The organism is Bradyrhizobium guangzhouense (genome assembly GCF_004114955.1).
Lineage (GTDB): Bacteria > Pseudomonadota > Alphaproteobacteria > Rhizobiales > Xanthobacteraceae > Bradyrhizobium > Bradyrhizobium guangzhouense.
Window position 1 is genome coordinate 430494 of the sequence record NZ_CP030053.1, and the last position, 16029, is coordinate 446522.

The 16029-nt window shown below is 65.2% G+C and carries 19 protein-coding genes; 7 read left to right on the forward strand and 12 right to left on the reverse strand.

Translation table 11 applies throughout. The features are described 5' to 3' along the window. Positions 1-38: 38 nt before the first annotated feature. Entirely contained in the window at positions 39-608 is a 570-nt protein-coding gene (locus tag XH91_RS02120) for a pyridoxamine 5'-phosphate oxidase family protein (protein ID WP_128949060.1), read from the reverse strand. Between the two features lie 100 nt (positions 609-708). Between XH91_RS02120 and XH91_RS02125 the strand changes: the two genes are divergently transcribed. Next, the gene (locus XH91_RS02125) at positions 709-1512 is read left to right on the forward strand and encodes a helix-turn-helix transcriptional regulator (RefSeq protein ID WP_164934272.1); all 804 of its coding nucleotides are present in this window, start codon (positions 709-711) and stop codon (positions 1510-1512) included. Between the two features lie 4 nt (positions 1513-1516). On the opposite strand, the gene XH91_RS02130 is transcribed toward XH91_RS02125, so the two are convergent. Next, entirely contained in the window at positions 1517-1915 is a 399-nt protein-coding gene (locus XH91_RS02130; protein WP_128949062.1) for a metallopeptidase family protein, read from the reverse strand. A 156-nt stretch (positions 1916-2071) separates the two neighbouring features. On the opposite strand from XH91_RS02130, the gene XH91_RS02135 reads away from it, so the two are divergent. From XH91_RS02135 to XH91_RS02145, 3 genes are all read left to right on the forward strand, one after another. Then, entirely contained in the window at positions 2072-2365 is a 294-nt protein-coding gene (locus XH91_RS02135; RefSeq protein WP_164934273.1) for a hypothetical protein, read from the forward strand. Between the two features lie 32 nt (positions 2366-2397). Beyond that, positions 2398-2658, forward strand: a complete 261-nt coding sequence (locus XH91_RS02140; protein WP_128949063.1) for a hypothetical protein — start codon at positions 2398-2400, stop codon at positions 2656-2658. A gap of 146 nt (positions 2659-2804) precedes the next feature. Further along, complete coding sequence (locus XH91_RS02145; protein WP_128949064.1) at positions 2805-3305, forward strand: hypothetical protein; 501 nt, start codon at positions 2805-2807, stop codon at positions 3303-3305. 62 nt (positions 3306-3367) lie between these two features. On the opposite strand, the gene XH91_RS02150 is transcribed toward XH91_RS02145, so the two are convergent. From XH91_RS02150 to ffh, 7 genes are all read right to left on the reverse strand, one after another. Continuing rightward, on the reverse strand, positions 3368-3577 hold the full coding sequence (locus XH91_RS02150) for a hypothetical protein (RefSeq protein WP_128949065.1): 210 nt from the start codon (positions 3575-3577) through the stop codon (positions 3368-3370). 92 nt (positions 3578-3669) lie between these two features. Further along, positions 3670-5076 (reverse strand): 3-isopropylmalate dehydratase large subunit, encoded by a 1407-nt coding sequence (gene leuC / locus XH91_RS02155; protein ID WP_128949066.1) that lies wholly within the window; start codon positions 5074-5076, stop codon positions 3670-3672. Between the two features lie 426 nt (positions 5077-5502). Next, positions 5503-5883 carry a 50S ribosomal protein L19 gene (rplS, locus tag XH91_RS02160; protein WP_092233923.1) on the reverse strand — a complete coding sequence of 127 codons (381 nt, stop codon included), beginning with the start codon at positions 5881-5883 and terminating at the stop codon, positions 5503-5505. 111 nt (positions 5884-5994) lie between these two features. Next, positions 5995-6750 (reverse strand): tRNA (guanosine(37)-N1)-methyltransferase TrmD, encoded by a 756-nt coding sequence (gene trmD / locus XH91_RS02165; RefSeq protein ID WP_128949067.1) that lies wholly within the window; start codon positions 6748-6750, stop codon positions 5995-5997. A 126-nt stretch (positions 6751-6876) separates the two neighbouring features. Continuing rightward, positions 6877-7431, reverse strand: a complete 555-nt coding sequence (rimM, locus tag XH91_RS02170) for a ribosome maturation factor RimM (protein WP_128949068.1) — start codon at positions 7429-7431, stop codon at positions 6877-6879. A gap of 10 nt (positions 7432-7441) precedes the next feature. Next, the gene (gene rpsP, locus XH91_RS02175; protein WP_014438992.1) at positions 7442-7774 is read right to left on the reverse strand and encodes a 30S ribosomal protein S16; all 333 of its coding nucleotides are present in this window, start codon (positions 7772-7774) and stop codon (positions 7442-7444) included. A gap of 85 nt (positions 7775-7859) precedes the next feature. Next, entirely contained in the window at positions 7860-9407 is a 1548-nt protein-coding gene (gene ffh / locus XH91_RS02180; protein WP_128949069.1) for a signal recognition particle protein, read from the reverse strand. Between the two features lie 392 nt (positions 9408-9799). Here ffh and XH91_RS02185 point away from each other — a divergent pair, with 392 nt between their 5' ends. Beyond that, positions 9800-10792 carry an MBL fold metallo-hydrolase gene (locus XH91_RS02185; RefSeq protein WP_128954683.1) on the forward strand — a complete coding sequence of 331 codons (993 nt, stop codon included), beginning with the start codon at positions 9800-9802 and terminating at the stop codon, positions 10790-10792. Between the two features lie 164 nt (positions 10793-10956). Here the strand turns inward: XH91_RS02185 and XH91_RS02190 are convergent, their stop codons facing one another. Together XH91_RS02190 and XH91_RS02195 are read right to left on the reverse strand one after the other, a co-directional pair. Further along, the gene (locus XH91_RS02190) at positions 10957-11670 is read right to left on the reverse strand and encodes an SIMPL domain-containing protein (RefSeq protein ID WP_164934274.1); all 714 of its coding nucleotides are present in this window, start codon (positions 11668-11670) and stop codon (positions 10957-10959) included. A 5-nt stretch (positions 11671-11675) separates the two neighbouring features. Beyond that, the gene (locus tag XH91_RS02195) at positions 11676-12437 is read right to left on the reverse strand and encodes a GyrI-like domain-containing protein (protein WP_128949071.1); all 762 of its coding nucleotides are present in this window, start codon (positions 12435-12437) and stop codon (positions 11676-11678) included. Positions 12438-12642: 205 nt separating this feature from the next. On the opposite strand from XH91_RS02195, the gene dapF reads away from it, so the two are divergent. Continuing rightward, positions 12643-13518: a diaminopimelate epimerase gene (gene dapF, locus XH91_RS02200; protein WP_128949072.1), complete on the forward strand. Its 876-nt coding sequence runs from the start codon at positions 12643-12645 to the stop codon at positions 13516-13518. Beyond that, a complete protein-coding gene (mtaB, locus tag XH91_RS02205) occupies positions 13518-14771 on the forward strand; it encodes a tRNA (N(6)-L-threonylcarbamoyladenosine(37)-C(2))-methylthiotransferase MtaB (RefSeq protein WP_128949073.1) in 1254 nt (417 codons plus the stop codon). Before dapF ends, mtaB begins: the two co-directional genes overlap by 1 nt. Positions 14772-14899: 128 nt before the next feature. Here the strand turns inward: mtaB and XH91_RS02210 are convergent, their stop codons facing one another. Next, on the reverse strand, positions 14900-16009 hold the full coding sequence (locus XH91_RS02210) for a DUF2336 domain-containing protein (RefSeq protein ID WP_128949074.1): 1110 nt from the start codon (positions 16007-16009) through the stop codon (positions 14900-14902). Between the last annotated feature and the right edge of the window lie 20 nt (positions 16010-16029).

The following is a 16029-nucleotide window of genomic DNA, read 5'->3' on the forward strand; positions in this document are numbered from 1 at the left end:
AATACAAATCCTAGGCCGGATTCGGCAATCTTGCTCTGTCAGCTTGGCGGAGCCATGCTGTCGGGGACGAAGCCGGTCGGCAGGCCGTCGATGCTCTTGTTGTTCTTCAGGCCCCAGTATTTTCGCAAATTACCAATGCCCTGCGCCGTCCAGTAGCGGATGAGGCTGCCGCGCTCTTGCTTGTAGTCGAACAGGGGCACGCCCATCCCGCATGAGGTCTGCACGAGGTCGACCGAGAGGCGCACGATCTGGCGGGCACCGGCCATGTCCTCGAACCCGGAGGCGAGCTCGGCGTAGTCAGGCGTGCCGCGCATCAGCGACCGCCCCTGGCCGTAGAGCCGCAGGATCATCGGAGGGCCCTCGAACGCGCAGAACATGATGGTCAGGCGCTTGTCGTCGGAGGCCATCAGGTGCGCGCGGGTCTCGCTGCCGCTGCCGGTGCAATCGAGATAGGCGACGTCGTTCTCTCCGAGCACCCGGAATGAGGACATTCCCTTGGGCGACACATTGATGCGTCCCTTCGGCGGCGCGCTCGCGACGAAGAAGATGTTCTGCCGCTCGATGAAAGCCCGGTGCTCGGGTTCGATCCCAGTGAATTGCTTGCCCATGTCCGTGCGATCCTCGCCTCGGCAAGGAGCCGAGGTCAAAACGCTAGCACACCCATGGTACCGGTTTAAGAACACAAGATATGCTGGTATAAAAACTACCATGAAAGGAACTCATCCGATCGCTCCAGCGCTCTCCCTCAGCGCCTTCCTGCGGGCGCTCCGGGAGCGCCAATCTCCGGCAGACTTCGGCCTCGCCGCGGGACCGCGGCGGCGCACGCCCGGCCTCCGGCGCGAGGAGGTCGCCCAGCTCTGTGGATTGAGCGTCACCTGGTACACTTGGATCGAGCAGGGGCGCGATGTGTCCGTCTCAGCGTCGGCACTGGCGCGCCTCGCCCGCGGATTGCGGCTGTCGTCCGCCGAGCGCGGTTATCTGTTCGAAGTCGCGGGCAGGCGCGATCCCGAGCGGCCGGGCCACAGGGACGATCCGCCCGAGGAGATCCTGGCCTGCGTCGATGCGATCGATGGTCCCGCCTACATCCTCGATCGCACATGGAGCGCGCGCCGCTGGAATGCGAAAGCGTCGCTTCTGTTTGCAGGATGGCTCGACGATGACGGCGAAAAGAATCTTCTGCGCTATATCTTCGTCAGGCCCGAGGCGCGAAGCCTGATCCTCGACTGGAGCTCGCGTGCGCAGCGCGTCGTCGCCGAGTTCCGTGCGGCGGTGACGGCCTATTCCGACGATCCGGACATTCGCCGGCTGGTGGAGGAACTGAGACTGGGAAGCTCCGACTTCGAGCGCTGCTGGGAGACGCAGGGGGTTCTGGCGCGCGAAGGCGGCGAACGCGCGTTCAATCATCCGACCGTGGGACTGCTGCATTATCAGCAGGTGTCGCTATCGCTCGCGGGCTGGCCCGACTATCGGCTGACGATGCTTCTGCCAGCGCCCTCGCTCCGCGATCGATGACGTCCTACTCGGCCTGAGCCTCGATCGCTTCCATGTCGTCGTCCGAGAGGCCGAAATGGTGGCCGATCTCGTGAATCAGGACATGGCGGACGATATGGCCGAGGCTTTCGTCGTGCTCGGCCCAATAATCCAGGATCGGGCGGCGGTAGAGCCAGACCATGTTGGGCAGCCGGGCCACGTCGCCAAGGCTCTGCTGCGGCAGGCCGACGCCCTGGAACAAGCCGAGCAGGTCGAACTCGCTCTCGCAGTCCATCTCGTCGAGCACCTCCTCGGTCGGGAAGTCGTCGACGCGGATGATCAGGCCCTCGCACAGCCCGCGAAATTCCGCCGGCAGGCGCTCGAATATCTCGTGCGCCGTCACCTCCATCTCGGCCAGCGAGGGCGCTTTCAGGTCCGTCCACATGGGCCTGTCTTAGCGCGGGTTTCGTAGCGATGCATCCGGCTTTATAAGCGCGCGAGGTTGACGGGCGCCGCCAAAACGGGGAGCGTGGGGCTCAGGTCGAGGGTGATCCAGGTGGGCGATAAAATGCGAGCAAAAACAGCGGCGGCTCTACTGTGCATGGGGTTGTTTTCGCAAGTTGGCATGAGCGCCCAGGCGCAGACCGCAGCCCACACGGCTGGCGCTGTCGTCCGTATCGCCCAGGCAGTGTCGCCCGACGACGTGCCGCCGCCACGCAGGCGGCCGCAGACGCGCCTGCGCGTCACGCCCTATTACAGCCCCGACGGCGTCTATCCGCGCTACAACCCGGGTCCCGACGCGGTGCGCGAGTGCAGCGTTGCCTATGTGCAGGAACACAGGCCCAGCGGCACCGTGATCACACCGCATATGAGCTGCTACTGGCGTCGCGGCTGATAAGGCTCCCCGATGCTGCGGCGGAGGTCGTCATGACGAGATGGATCGCATTGGCCGTCGCTGTCGGGCTTGCCGCGACCACGTCAAGCGCGTCGGCCGCGCAGAGAGTGACGAAGCTGCCGGATGCCTCTGCCGGGCGCGCGGTGTTCGATGGGCGACGGCACGTGCGATATGATGCGACGCGCTACGTTCGGCGTCCCGATCCGCATTATGACGCGCGGCCGGTCTATTATCGCCCCTATCCTTACGGCGTGCCCGCGCCATTCGTGCTCGGCTACGGTCCGTTCTGGTGATGCGCTAGCCTGGGCGCGCGCGGAGCGTCGTTCATTCATGGTGGGTTCACGCCACTGTCTCTAGCTTCATCTCGGGAGCGACTGCAAATGGACGGCGCGGGACGACTACGCCGCAACGACGCTGTCCAGACTCAGGGAGACATTCGATGCTGAGGATAATGCGTCCCAGGACAAGCGCGCTGCGCCTGCTCGGACTCGCCGCTGTTGCCGTTCTGATGTTGTCATCGGGAAGCGCGCGCCGCGCTGAAGCGATGACGCCGGTCAATCCGACCGCGCTGCCCGCTGCGAAGGCTGCAAGCGACGACATGATGATCCAGGTCCACGGCGGTGGACATGGCGGTTTCCACGGCGGCGGCGGACATTTCGGCGGCTTCCATGGTGGTGGAGGCCACTTCGGTGGCTTCCATGGTGGCGGTTATCACTATGGCGGCTTCCACCGCTTTGGCGGATATGGCGGCTATCATCGCCACTGGGGCGGCTACTATCGCCCCTATTACGGCTATCGCCACTTTCACCGGCGCTATTATTACGGCGGCTATTATCCCGCCTATCACTATCCGCGCCGCTGCCGGATCATCTGGACCTATTACGGCCCGCGCCGCATCTGCCACTGGCACCGCTGGCACTATCCGTACCGCTATTGGTAAGTCGAGCCGCACTGGCTGACATGAAAAGGGCGCCTCGAAGGCGCCCTTTGCTTGTCGCTGGCTCACAGCCAGTCTTTCAGTTTCAACGACGCCGATTTCCACCGCATCAGCGTCTCGACCTTCCACTGCTTGAGCATCGCCGGCGGCCAGCGGCTGAGCTTGGAGGTCTCCTCGACCTCCGGCTTGGCGACGATGCGCAAGCGTGGCGCGCGCCGCCGGTGCTGGCGCGTCGCCTCGCTGATCAGATCGACATAGTCAGGCTTGTTGGCCATGAGGGGTGTCCCCGCGAGGTCGTCGCGAGGACACTGTCGGCGCTGCGGCTTAACGGCGGTTTGCCGCGTTCGTTCAAATTGCAGGAAGCGGCTTAGCGCCAGTCCCTGACATCGACGAAGTGGCCCGCGATCGCCGCTGCTGCCGCCATTGCCGGCGACACCAGATGCGTGCGGCCCTTGAAACCCTGGCGGCCTTCGAAGTTACGGTTCGAAGTCGAAGCGCAGCGCTCTTCCGGCTTCAGCTTGTCCGGGTTCATGGCGAGGCACATCGAGCAGCCCGGCTCGCGCCATTCGAAGCCGGCCTTGATGAAGATCTTGTCCAGACCCTCGGCTTCGGCCTGCTCCTTGACGATGCCCGAGCCCGGCACGACCATCGCGTTGACGCTGGCCGACACCTGCTTGCCTTCCGCGATCTTGGCGGCGGCGCGCAAGTCCTCGATGCGACCGTTGGTGCAGGAGCCGATGAAGACGCGGTCGAGCTTGATGTCGGTGATCTTCGTGCCCGCCGTCAGGCCCATGTATTTGAGCGCGCGATGCTTGGAGAGGCGCTTGGCCTCGTCCGCGATCTTGTCAGGATCGGGCACGATGCCGGTCACCGAGATCACGTCCTCGGGGCTGGTGCCCCAGGTCACGATCGGCGGCAGTTTTGCGGCATCGAGGCGCAGCTCGTGGTCGAAATGCGCGCCGTCGTCGGAGCGCAACTTCTCCCAATAGCGCATCGCCGCATCCCAGTCCGCGCCCTTCGGCGACTTCGGACGATCGCGCAGGAAGTCGTAGGCCTTCTGGTCGGGCGCGACGAGGCCGGCGCGCGCGCCGCCTTCGATCGACATGTTGCAGACCGTCATGCGGCCTTCCATCGAGAGCGCGCGGATCGCATCGCCGGCATATTCGAGCACGTAGCCGGTGCCGCCGGCGGTGCCGATCTCGCCGATGATGGCCAGGATGATATCCTTGCCGGTCACCCCGTCAGGCAGTCTGCCGTCGACGGTGACACGCATGTTCTTCGCCTTCTTCTGGATCAGCGTCTGCGTCGCCAGCACGTGCTCGACCTCTGACGTGCCGATACCGTGCGCGAGCGCGCCGAATGCGCCATGCGTCGAGGTGTGGCTGTCACCGCAAACGATGGTGGTGCCGGGCAGCGTAAAACCCTGCTCGGGGCCGATGACGTGGACGATGCCCTGGCGCTTGTCGAACTCGTTGTAATACTCGATGCCGAATTCCTTGGCGTTCTCGGCGAGCGCCTTGATCTGCTCGATGCTCTCGGGATCCGGGTTCGGCTTGGTGCGGTCGGTGGTCGGCACGTTGTGGTCGACGACGGCGAGGGTCTTCTCGGGTGCATGGACCTTGCGGCCGGTGGCGCGCAGGCCTTCGAATGCCTGCGGCGAGGTCACCTCGTGCACCAGATGGCGGTCGATATAGAGCAGGCAGGTGCCGTCGTCGGCCTCGTGCACCAGATGGTCGTTCCAGATCTTGTCGTACAAAGTGGTCGGCTTGGACATGAGCTTGAGCTCCGAGGGAATGTTTGAAGCAGGTGAGCGCGGCTTGCGCGGGGGGCAACGAAATCGTCAGCGCAGCTTTTAGGCTGCGCGGGTAAGCTCTGACGTTGCCGAGGTCGCGAAGCGTCCGAAGAACCGGCCAGGCAGCCGCGAGCGATCGTCGATGACGACGCGCTGGGGGCTTACGAAGCTGGTCAGATCTGGAAACATTCTAGAGGCTATATAGCACGCGGGAGTTAAAGCGCGAGAGCCTAGCGGCATCGTCATTGCGAGGAGCCCTTGCGACGAAGCAATCCAGACTATCTCCGCGGAAAGACCCTGGATTGCTTCGCTGCGCTCGCAATGACGAGATCGGGGAGGGCACCTGGGCCAAACAAAAAGCGCGGGGTTTTGCCCCGCGCTTCTCGAAACTGGTCTGGTCGCGAAAGCTTACTCGTTGACGGCCTTGGCGTGCTCAGTCTTCTCGACGATGCGGGCCGACTTGCCGCGCAGGTTGCGGAGGTAATAGAGCTTGGCACGACGCACCTTGCCGCGACGCACCACCTTGATCGAGTCGATCATCGGCGACATCACCGGGAACACGCGCTCGACGCCTTCGCCGTAGGAGATCTTGCGGACGGTGAAGCTCTCATTGAGGCCACCGCCGGAACGGCCGATGCAAACGCCCTCATAGGCCTGCACGCGGGTGCGGTCGCCTTCGACGACCTTCACGTTGACGATCACGGTGTCGCCGGGACCGAATTCCGGAATGTCCTTGCCGGCGGACAGCTTGTCGAATTGCTCTTGCTCGAGCTGCTTGATCAGGTTCATGGGTAAATCTCCATCGGCGCGCCCAGCCTTCGAGAAACGGGGGCTGCGCGAAATTCGTCTATCCAGCCATTGCGGATGTGGGCGCTCCTATAAGGCAAGCCGGAGCGTTTGTCACCCGTCTGTCTTGTTTTTTGGCGTTTTTTGGCGGCCGGGCCGATTCGGGGTTTTGGGTGGGATTTGGGCCCACAAATCAGGCCGCCGCGCCGCCGTGAGAGCCTCGGATTGCGCCCGCCGCCAGGCGGCGACCTTGGCATGATCGCCGGAGGTCAGGATCTCCGGGATCGGAACCCCTTCGAACAGCTGCGGGCGGGTGTATTGGGGATATTCGAGCAGGCCGTCCGAAAAGCTCTCCTCGGTTCCCGAGGCTTCCTTGCCCATGACCCCGGGCAGCAGCCGGACGCAGGCGTCAATGAGGGCCATCGCGGCGATTTCGCCCCCTGAGAGCACGTAATCGCCGATCGAGACCTCCTCCAGGCCGCGGGCGTCGATCACCCGCTGGTCGATCCCCTCGAACCGCCCGCAGACGATCAGGGGGCCGGGGCCCTGGGCGAGCTCCACCACGCGGGCCTGGGTCAGTGGCCGACCCCGCGGGCTCATGAGCAGGCGAGGCCGCTCGGGACCGATCTCGGCGGCATCGATCGCTGCCGCCAGCACGTCGGCGCGCAGCACCATGCCCGGCCCGCCACCGGCCGGGGTGTCGTCGACGCTGCGATGGCGATCGGTGGCGGAGGCCCTGATATCCCGCGCCTCGATCTGCCAGAGGCCGGAGGCCAGGGCCCGGCCGGCGAGGCTCACGCCGAGCGGCCCCGGAAACATCTCCGGAAACAGCGTCAGCACCGTTGTGCGCCAGGGTGAGGGATGGGTCATTCGATCTCAGTTATCCGTCGTCCCGGACAAGCGCGCCTCAAGCGCGCGTAGATCCAGGACCCATACCACCGCAACCAGTCTTGCGATGGCTGGAGCGACTAGCTTAGCCAAAACCACGTCCTGTGGTTATGGGTCCCGGCCTTCGCCGGGACGACTCGTCGAAGGAGCGTCGCGACTGTCCGCCTCGACCTCCTGCGGCAGCGCGATCACGACGCGGCCGCCTTTGAGATCGACCTCCGGCACCACGGCATTCGAGAACGGCAGCAGCATCGTCGCGCCCTTGAGCGGGGCGATCTCGATGATGTCGCCGGCGCCGAAATTATGGATCGCGAGCACGCGGCCGAGCGCATCGCCGTCAGTGGTGACGGCGTCGAGCCCGATCAGGTCGGCGTGATAATATTCGTCCTCATCGGTCGCGGGCAGCTTTTCGCGCGCGACATAGAGATCGATGCCGTTGAGGCGCTCGGCCTCATCGCGAGTCGCGATGCCCTTGAAGGTCGCGACCAGATGGTCTTTCGCCTCGCGGACCTGCGCCAGTTCGAACTGGCGCTTGCCGTCCTTGGAGAGAAGCGGACCGTAGCGCTTCACGGCAAAGGGATCTTCAGTGAAGGTCCACAATTTCACCGCACCGCGCACACCATGCGCGGCGCCGATCCGCGCGACGCAGATCAGCGCCGACATGATCTAGCCCTTAGCCCTTCGCAGCGGCTTCGGCCTGCGCCTTGCGCTCCTTGCGCGGCACGGCCTTCTCGGGGTTGTTGCGCGCTTCGCGCTTCTTGACGCCGGCGGCATCGAGGAAGCGGGACACGCGGTCCGACGGCTGCGCGCCCTTGGCGAGCCAGGCCTTCACCTTGTCCATGTCGAGCTTCAGGCGGGTCTCGTTGTCCTTCGGCAGCAGCGGGTTGAAATAGCCGAGACGCTCGATGAAGCGGCCATCGCGGGGGAAACGCGAATCGGCGACGACGACGTGATAGACGGGACGCTTCTTGGTGCCTGCGCGGGCGAGGCGGATAACGACGGACATCTAGTTCTCCTTCAAAGTACGTTTTGTTCGGTTGATTGGTATTCCGCGTCACGCGAGATCGATGCGATCCCTCGCGACGAATTCCTCATTTCTTCTTGCCCGGGAAGCCGCCGAGGCCCGGCAGCGTCGGCTTGCCGCTCAGCCCGGTCAGTCCAGGCAGGTTCGGCAGGCCGCCGCGAAGACCAGCCGGCAAATCCTTCGGCAGGCTCGGCAGACCCTGTCCGCCGCCGCCCTGCATCTTCTCCTGCATCGCCTTCATCTCTTCCGGCGAAGGCATCTTCATGCCGCCGCCAAAGCCCATCGCCTGCGCGATGCCGGCGAGCGGACCGCGCTTGCCCGACCCCATGGCCTTCATCACGTCGGCCATGTTCCGGTGCATCTTCAGGAGCTTGTTGACGTGCTCGACGCTCTGGCCGCTGCCGGCGGCGATGCGCTTCTTGCGGCTGGCTTTCAGCAGATCCGGATGACGGCGCTCGTCGCGCGTCATGGAATCGATGATCGCGACCTGGCGCTTCAGGATCTTGTCGTCGATCCCGGCGGCGGCGATCTGGTTCTTCATCTTGGAGATGCCGGGCATCATGCCCATCAAGCCGCTGATGCCGCCCATGTTCGACATCTGCAACAGCTGCTCGCGCATGTCGTTGAGGTCGAACTGACCCTTGCGCATGCGCTCGGCGGTGCGCGCGGCCTTCTCGGCGTCAATGTTCGCCGCGGCACGCTCGACCAGCGACACCACGTCGCCCATGCCGAGGATGCGGCCGGCGATACGGTCGGGGTGGAAATCTTCCAGCGCGTCGGTCTTTTCGCCAGTGCCGATCAGCTTGATCGGCTTGCCGGTGACCGCGCGCATCGACAGCGCCGCGCCGCCGCGGCCGTCGCCGTCGACACGCGTCAGCACGATGCCGGTGAGCCCGACGCGCTGATCGAACGAACGCGCGAGATTCACCGCGTCCTGGCCGGTGAGGCTGTCCGCGACCAACAGCACTTCATGCGGATTGGCGGCGGCCTTGATGCTAGCTGCTTCCGCCATCATCTCTTCGTCGAGCGTGGTGCGGCCGGCAGTGTCGAGCAGCACGATGTCGTAGCCGCCGAGCTTGCCGGCTTCCAGCGCGCGTTTCGCGATCTGCGGCGGCTGCTGACCGGCGACGATCGGCAGCGTCGGAATGTCGAGGTCGCGGCCAAGCACGGCCAGCTGCTCCATCGCCGCCGGGCGATAGACGTCGAGCGAGGCCATCAGCACCTTGCGCTTGTCGCGCTGGACCAGGCGGCGGGCGAGCTTGGCGGTGGTGGTGGTCTTGCCTGAGCCTTGCAGGCCGACCATCATGATCGGCACCGGCGGCACGGAATTGACGTCGATGGTCTGGCTTTCGGCGCCAAGCGTATTGATCAGCTCGTCATGGACGATCTTGACCACCATCTGGCCCGGCGTGACCGACTTGACGACGGTGGCGCCAATCGCCTGCTCGCGCACGCGCTCGGTGAAGCTGCGCACGACTTCGAGCGCAACGTCGGCTTCGAGCAGCGCGCGGCGCACCTCGCGCATCGCGGCATCGACGTCCTTTTCGGTCAGCGCACCGCGCCCCGTCAGACGATCGAGAATGCCACCAAGCCGTTCCGACAGATTGTCGAACAATGAAGTTGTCCTGTTGCTGTCTTCCCGATGGGAAGAACGCTCCGCTACTCCTACCGCTGTCATGCCCCGCCTTCGCGGGGGATGACCGCACTCTCGAACGCGACCTTCCAAACACCTTTACGCCCGAGGGCGCATCGCGCTGTCGGGCGTTGACCTCCGGCCTCCAAGGGCCGGTCGGCGGGTCGAAAAGAAAGCCTTTCCGAGAAAGTGGCGGGGTTAAACGCCGCTCACGCCCAAAAGTCAAGGAAAGTTAGGGTGCGAGGACGCTTTTTCCAGGATAAGCCCTTGAAAGCAGACGCTTTTCGCCGACGGGTTCCTTTTTCGGCCGTCCTGCCCATATAGCCGGTGATGTCTTACCGCCGCAACCAGCCCTGAGCCCCGTCGTGCCGATCATCCGCCGCCGCCTGAAAACCCATGACGGCCCCGTCTCCGACCATTTCAACGGTCTGCATTTCTTCGATCCGGACGGCTCGCCGCCAAGATCGCTCCGCGAGGTGTTGCGCTGGCAATTCAGCGGCGGGCGGGAGCGGGCCAAATGGCCTGTGTGGGCGCCGAGCCCTCATGCCGATACACCGCCCGAGCGGGTCGACGGCGAAAAGGTGCGGCTCTCCTTCGTTGGCCATGCGAGCTGGCTGATCCAGGCCGGCGGCCTCAACATTCTCGTCGATCCGGTCTGGTCCTCGCGGGTCTCGCCGGTCAGCTTTGCGGGGCCGAAGCGGCACAACGATCCCGGCATCGCTTTCGAGAAGCTGCCTGACATCGACGTCGTGCTGGTCTCGCATGGCCATTACGATCATCTCGACATGGCGACGCTGTCGCGGCTTGCCAAGAACTTTGCCCCGCGCGTGGTGACCCCGCTCGGCAATGACGTGACGATGCGCCGCGCCGATGCCACGATCAAGGTGGAGGCCTTCGACTGGCACGATCGCGTCGAGCTCGGCGGCGGCATCGCCGCACATCTGGTGCCGACACGGCACTGGACCGCGCGCGGCATGTTCGACCGCAACAAGGCGCTGTGGGCGAGCTTCGTGCTGGAGACGCCGGCCGGAAAAATCTACGTGGTCTGCGATTCCGGTTATGGCGATGGCCGGCATTTTCGTCGCGTCGCCGAGAAGCACGGGCCGCTGCGCCTGGCGATCCTCCCCATCGGCGCCTACGAGCCGCGCTGGTTCATGCGCGACCAGCACATGAATCCGGAAGATGCGGTGAAGGCGCTGGGCGATTGCGGGGCCGAGCAAGCGCTCGGGCATCATCACGGCACGTTCCAGCTGACCGACGAGGCGATCGATGCGCCGGCCAAGGCGCTGGTGGAAGCGCTCGATGCGGCCAAGATTCCGCAGGAGCGGTTCGTGGCGATGAAGCCCGGGCAGGTGGTGGAGATTTAGCCACCGCAGCCTGCACCAATATTGCTCGTCGTCCCGGACAAGCGCGCCTTAAGCGCGCGCCGATCCGGGACCCATAACCACTCCCTGTGGTTATGGGTCCCGGCCCTCGCCGGGACGACGCCATTATTGGCGTGGCAGCGTGCGTGCTACGATGCGACCGAGACCTACTGCGCCGGCTTGATCGCCCAGCTCACGTTCACCGTCACCGAAAGCGTTTCCTCGCCCGGCGCAACCGCAGCCGGCGCGGCCATCGGGGCTGCGGTCATTCGCGCCTTGAACAGCGGCATTGGCGCGCCGCCTTCGGAGACGCTGAGGGGCGCACCCAACGTGACGCCGGTAGCCTTGGCGTAGATCTCGGCCTTGCGGCGGGCATCGGCCACCGCCTGCTCGCGCGCGTCGTCGAGCAGCTTGGAGGCCTGCGTCACCTCGAAGGAGATGTTGCCGATGTCGTTCGCGCCGGCGCTGACCAGTGTGTCGATGACGCCCGCCACCTTGGTCACGTCGCGAATCTTCACCGTGACGCGGTTGGAGGCGCGGAAGCCGACCACGGGGTTGGCGCCGGTTGAGCGGTTCGGCGCATATTGCGGTTGCAGCGACAGGCGCGAGGTCTGGTAATCCTTCTCCGGGATGCCGGCGCCCTTCAGCGCCAGCAGCACCTTGCCCATCGCCGCGTTGTTGGCATCGGACGCTTCCTTCGCAGACTTGGCATCATTGGCGACGCCGGCATCGATCTGCGCGAGGTCAGGTGCGGCCGAGACGGTCGCCTCGCCGCTCACGGAGATGGCGGACGGGAAATCATCGGCAAGCGCGGGCATTGTCAGCATCACGGCCGCGGAAATTGCGGCGAGCGAGGCAGCGACGGCGGCAGGTTTTTTCATCGGTCTCACTTCAGCGGTACGAACACATTGATCACGAGCTTGTCCTCGGCCGTCTTGAGCGGATCGGTGACGTACTCCTCGATGAAAGTGTCCTTGGCTTCCAGCTTCTTGTCGTCGAGGTGATTGGTGATCGCCTCATAGGTGTTGTCCATGTTGTCGTAGGAGCCGCGATGGACGAATTTCAGCGCCTTGCCTTCCGGCGATTTGCCGATGCTCATGTCCTTGGGCAGGTTCTTCGGATCCTGGTCGACAGGGATTTCGGCGAAGAAGGTGAAGCCGGTGTCGTCGGTCGAGGTGTAGACGATCATCGCATTGCCGGCGTGCTTGATGCCCTGCTTGTCGAGCACCGCATTCAGCGCCTTGAAGGCGTCGATCAGCGTGTCGAAGGCCGAGTCCCAATTGGCGGTGCCCTTGACCATCAAAACCTTCCTGGCCTCGAGCGTGGTCTCCAGGCCGAAGGGATCGGCGGTCTGAACCGGGGCGGGCGTGGCGGCGGCAGCGGGCGGCGGTGCCGCCGGGCTCGGTGAGGCGCTGGCCGCAGGGGTCGGTGTTGCCGCGGGCGCAGGCGAGGCGCTGGCCGCCGGCGACGGCGTTGCTTCGGGCGAAGCGCTTGCGGCCGGAGATGGCGAGGCCGACGGGGCCGGTGAGGGGCTGGCAGATGCGGCGGGCGCCGGGCTCGGGGTCTGCGCGAGGGCATCTGCCAGCCCAAGCGACACGGCCGCTGCCGGGATCAGCGCGGCGAGAGCGAGACGACGAAACCCAATCATTCTATTCTCCCCAAGGCCTTAATGACGAAGGCCAAATCCGATCGCGCGTCCCTCTTCGCGCGAACTTTCGCCGTTCTAACACGCGAGCGCCGAATTCGTCCCATGACGTCTGCGTCATGGCAGGCGCCCCGGCCCCGCGGGGCGCAAATCACTGGCCAAGCCGGCAATGATCGCCATATAAGACAGGCGAAATTCAGGAATTTTCATGAGCGCCCTCGCCAACCACGCATTTGCCAAGATGAACGGCATCGGCAACGAGATCGTCGTTGTCGACATGCGCGATTCCGCGGGCCGCATCACGCCTGATGATGCCCGCGCCGTGGCGTCCGCGCAGGGTGGTGTCCCCTATGACCAGCTCATGGTGCTGCAGAAGCCGCGGCTTGACGGCACCGAAGCCTTCATCAGCATCTACAATAATGACGGCTCCGAAGCCGGCGCCTGCGGCAATGGTATGCGCTGCGTGGTGCGCCGCATCTTCGAGAAGAGCGGGCAGACCACGGCGACCTTCCAGACCGCGGCTGGCCTGCTCAACGCCTGGCAAGGCCCGGCGCCCGACCTTTACACTGTGGACATGGGCGCGCCGAAGTTTGGCTGGCAGGACATTCCGCTGGCGGAGGAGTTTCGCGACACCCGCTACATCGAATTGCAGATCGGGCCGATCGACAATCCGATCCTGCATTCGCCCTCCGTGGTCAGCATGGGCAATCCGCACGCGATCTTCTGGGTCGATGACGTCAACGCCTATGATCTCGAGCGCTTCGGTCCGCTGCTGGAAAATCACCCCATTTTCCCCGATCGCGCCAACATCACGCTCGCCCATATCGTCGATCGCGAGCACATCACGATGCGCACCTGGGAGCGGGGCGCGGGGCTGACCCGCGCCTGCGGCTCGGCCGCCTGCGCGACCGCCGTTGCGGCGGCGCGGCTGAAGCGCACCGAGCGCAAGGTCGAGATGACGCTGCCCGGCGGCAAGCTCGGCATCGAATGGCGCGAGCGCGACGACCACGTGCTGATGACGGGCACGGCGACCTTCGAATATGAAGGCAATTTCGATCCGGCGCTGTTCGCGCCGGTCGGCTGATGTCCGTCGACGTCGTCACCTTCGGCTGCCGCCTCAACGCGTTCGAGGCCGAGGTAATCCGCGGCAAAGCCGAGGGCGCCGGTCTTTCCGACACCATCGTCATCAACAGCTGCGCCGTCACCAATGAGGCGGTGACGCAGGCGCGCCAGTCGATCCGCAAATTGAAGCGTGAGCGGCCCAGTGCACGCATCGTCGTCACCGGCTGCGCAGCGCAGACGCAAAGTGCGATGTTCGCCGAGATGGCCGAGGTCGACCGCGTCGTCGGCAATGACGACAAGATGCGAAGCGAAGCCTGGCGCGCGGCGCGCGATGCTTTCGATCTCGGCGACAGCGAGAAGATCGCCGTCAGTGACATCATGGCCGTGAAGGAGATGGCGCCGCATCTGATCGACGGCCGTGCGAGCGGCCTGCCACGGGTGTTCGTGGAGGTGCAGAACGGTTGCGATCATCGTTGCACCTTCTGCATCATCCCCTATGGCCGCGGCAATTCGCGTTCGGTGCCGATGGGTGCGGTGGTCGATCAGGTGCGCACTTTGGTGGAACGTGGTCATGCCGAGATCGTGCTGACTGGCGTCGATCTCACCAGCTATGGCGCGGATCTTCCGGGCGCGCCGAAGCTCGGCATGCTGACAAAGCAGATCCTGCGGCATGTGCCGCAGTTGAGGCGCCTGCGCATCTCCTCGATCGATTCGATCGAAGCAGATAGCGATCTGCTCGATGCCATCGCCGACGACGTCAGGCTGATGCCGCATCTGCATCTGTCGCTCCAGTCGGGCGACGACATGATCCTGAAACGCATGAAGCGGCGGCATTCGCGGCAAGATGCGATCGCGTTCTGCGATCAGGTCCGCCGCCTGCGGCCGGATGTCGTGTTCGGCGCCGACATCATCGCGGGCTTTCCGACCGAGACCGAGGAAATGTTTGCGCGTTCGCTCGATCTGGTCGAGGCGTGCGGCCTGACGTTCCTGCATGTCTTCCCCTATTCGCCACGCCCCGGCACGCCCGCGGCGCGGATGCCGCAGGTCGCGGGCGGCGCGATCAAGGAGCGCGCGAAGCGGTTGCGTGCGGCGGGTGAAGTGGCATTGCGGCAGCGGCTGCAGGCCGAGATCGGCGCAACGCGCGAGGTGCTGATCGAGAGCGAGGGCCAGGGGCGGACCGAGCATTATCTGCCGGTGGCGATTGCGGGCGAGCGTGTGGGGAGTGTTGTGCCGCGAATGATCATTGGCAGCGATGGCGAGCGGCTCGCCACCTAGTCAGTGTCGTCGCCCGGCTGGACCGGGCGACCCAGTACGCCGCGGCTTTTCCGTATCCCACAACCGTCTCTGGAATACTGGATCCCCCGCTTTCGCGGGGGATGACACCGTTTGGCGAACAGCGCGCTCTACGACGCCCGCACCTGCCAGAACCTGAGCGTGCGCCGCGCATTCTCCGCCGTCATGCGCGCGAAATTGCTCTTCGCCCTCGCAACATCCGCCGGCTTCATCGCGCCGGTGGCAAAGCGGCTCTCGAGCACGGCGACCGTCGTTTCCCAGCTCAGCTGCGCCGCCTTGCAGGGCACCAGCAGGCCGTCCTCGCGCAGGCTCTGCATCAGCGGACGGATCACCTCGATGGTCGATCCAGACAGTGCCGCCAGCGCGGCCACGGCTTCCTCGTAGCGCCGCTGTCGCGCGAAGTTCAGCAGTGTCGCCTCGTTGAGCTGGCCGGACGCCTTGAGATTTCCGACCGCGCGCTTGGCGCCCTCGAAATCGCGGACAGCGGACATCTCGCGCTCGACGCCGACAGTGACGGCGGCGATCGCGCTCTGGATCTCCTCGAACAGATCGGGCGGCGCACGTGACAGCAGACGGGTGCGAACGGCGTCAGTTGCGGAACGCAGCAATCGCCGACGCAGGTCCGACGGCAGGTCGACGCGGATGCCGATGCTCACTGCGAGCTCGGGATCGAGCTCGGCCTGTCCGACGATGACAGTGAATCCCTTTCCGGACATGCGCGCGCCGGGATTAGCGGCGAGACGCCTGCTGACGCTCGGATAGCGCCGCGCCAGCAGCGCGTCGGTGACGATCTCTTTCAACCACCAGCGGCCGGCGACCGCGAGCAGATGCGGCTCGCCTTTGCTGGAGGCGATCTCCACCAGCTCGCCATCGTCAAGACGCGCCGATTCCTGCAGCACGGGACCGGCGATACGGATCTCGTCATTGTTGGCGAGGCGGCGGATCACCGAGGGCGGCGCCTGCGCGATCGGCGCCAGCTGGGCGCTGATCTCGGCGAGCGCGACGCGCGCGCCCAGATCGGCGATGGCGCGCAGCTCGATGGTGCCGATCAGGCGCTCGAGCACGTCGTCGAACAGCGCGATCTGCTCGTCGTTGAAGCTTCCGGCGGAGGAGAGGAACAAGTCAGTGACGCGCCGGGCAGTCTCCAGGCCCTTTTCCGCCGAGCCGGTCCGGATCGCGGATTCGACCTCGTCGATGATCGATAGCTGGGCCGTGGACATGACGCGTTGCTCGTCCTGAG

Coding starts and splice junctions, on each gene's coding strand:
- rplS (WP_092233923.1), bottom strand. CDS start 5,883: ATGAACCTGATCAAGCAGCTCGAGCAAGAGCAATTCGACAAGCTGTCC.
- XH91_RS02145 (WP_128949064.1), top strand. CDS start 2,805: ATGCTGAGGATAATGCGTCCCAGGACAAGCGCGCTGCGCCTGCTCGGA.
- dapF (WP_128949072.1), top strand. CDS start 12,643: ATGAGCGCCCTCGCCAACCACGCATTTGCCAAGATGAACGGCATCGGC.
- XH91_RS02140 (WP_128949063.1), top strand. CDS start 2,398: ATGACGAGATGGATCGCATTGGCCGTCGCTGTCGGGCTTGCCGCGACC.
- XH91_RS02135 (WP_164934273.1), top strand. CDS start 2,072: ATGGGGTTGTTTTCGCAAGTTGGCATGAGCGCCCAGGCGCAGACCGCA.
- XH91_RS02130 (WP_128949062.1), bottom strand. CDS start 1,915: ATGTGGACGGACCTGAAAGCGCCCTCGCTGGCCGAGATGGAGGTGACG.
- XH91_RS02125 (WP_164934272.1), top strand. CDS start 709: ATGAAAGGAACTCATCCGATCGCTCCAGCGCTCTCCCTCAGCGCCTTC.
- XH91_RS02150 (WP_128949065.1), bottom strand. CDS start 3,577: ATGGCCAACAAGCCTGACTATGTCGATCTGATCAGCGAGGCGACGCGC.
- XH91_RS02190 (WP_164934274.1), bottom strand. CDS start 11,670: ATGAAAAAACCTGCCGCCGTCGCTGCCTCGCTCGCCGCAATTTCCGCG.
- mtaB (WP_128949073.1), top strand. CDS start 13,518: ATGTCCGTCGACGTCGTCACCTTCGGCTGCCGCCTCAACGCGTTCGAG.
- XH91_RS02210 (WP_128949074.1), bottom strand. CDS start 16,009: ATGTCCACGGCCCAGCTATCGATCATCGACGAGGTCGAATCCGCGATC.
- XH91_RS02120 (WP_128949060.1), bottom strand. CDS start 608: ATGGGCAAGCAATTCACTGGGATCGAACCCGAGCACCGGGCTTTCATC.
- XH91_RS02195 (WP_128949071.1), bottom strand. CDS start 12,437: ATGATTGGGTTTCGTCGTCTCGCTCTCGCCGCGCTGATCCCGGCAGCG.
- rpsP (WP_014438992.1), bottom strand. CDS start 7,774: ATGTCCGTCGTTATCCGCCTCGCCCGCGCAGGCACCAAGAAGCGTCCC.
- trmD (WP_128949067.1), bottom strand. CDS start 6,750: ATGACCCATCCCTCACCCTGGCGCACAACGGTGCTGACGCTGTTTCCG.
- leuC (WP_128949066.1), bottom strand. CDS start 5,076: ATGTCCAAGCCGACCACTTTGTACGACAAGATCTGGAACGACCATCTG.
- rimM (WP_128949068.1), bottom strand. CDS start 7,431: ATGTCGGCGCTGATCTGCGTCGCGCGGATCGGCGCCGCGCATGGTGTG.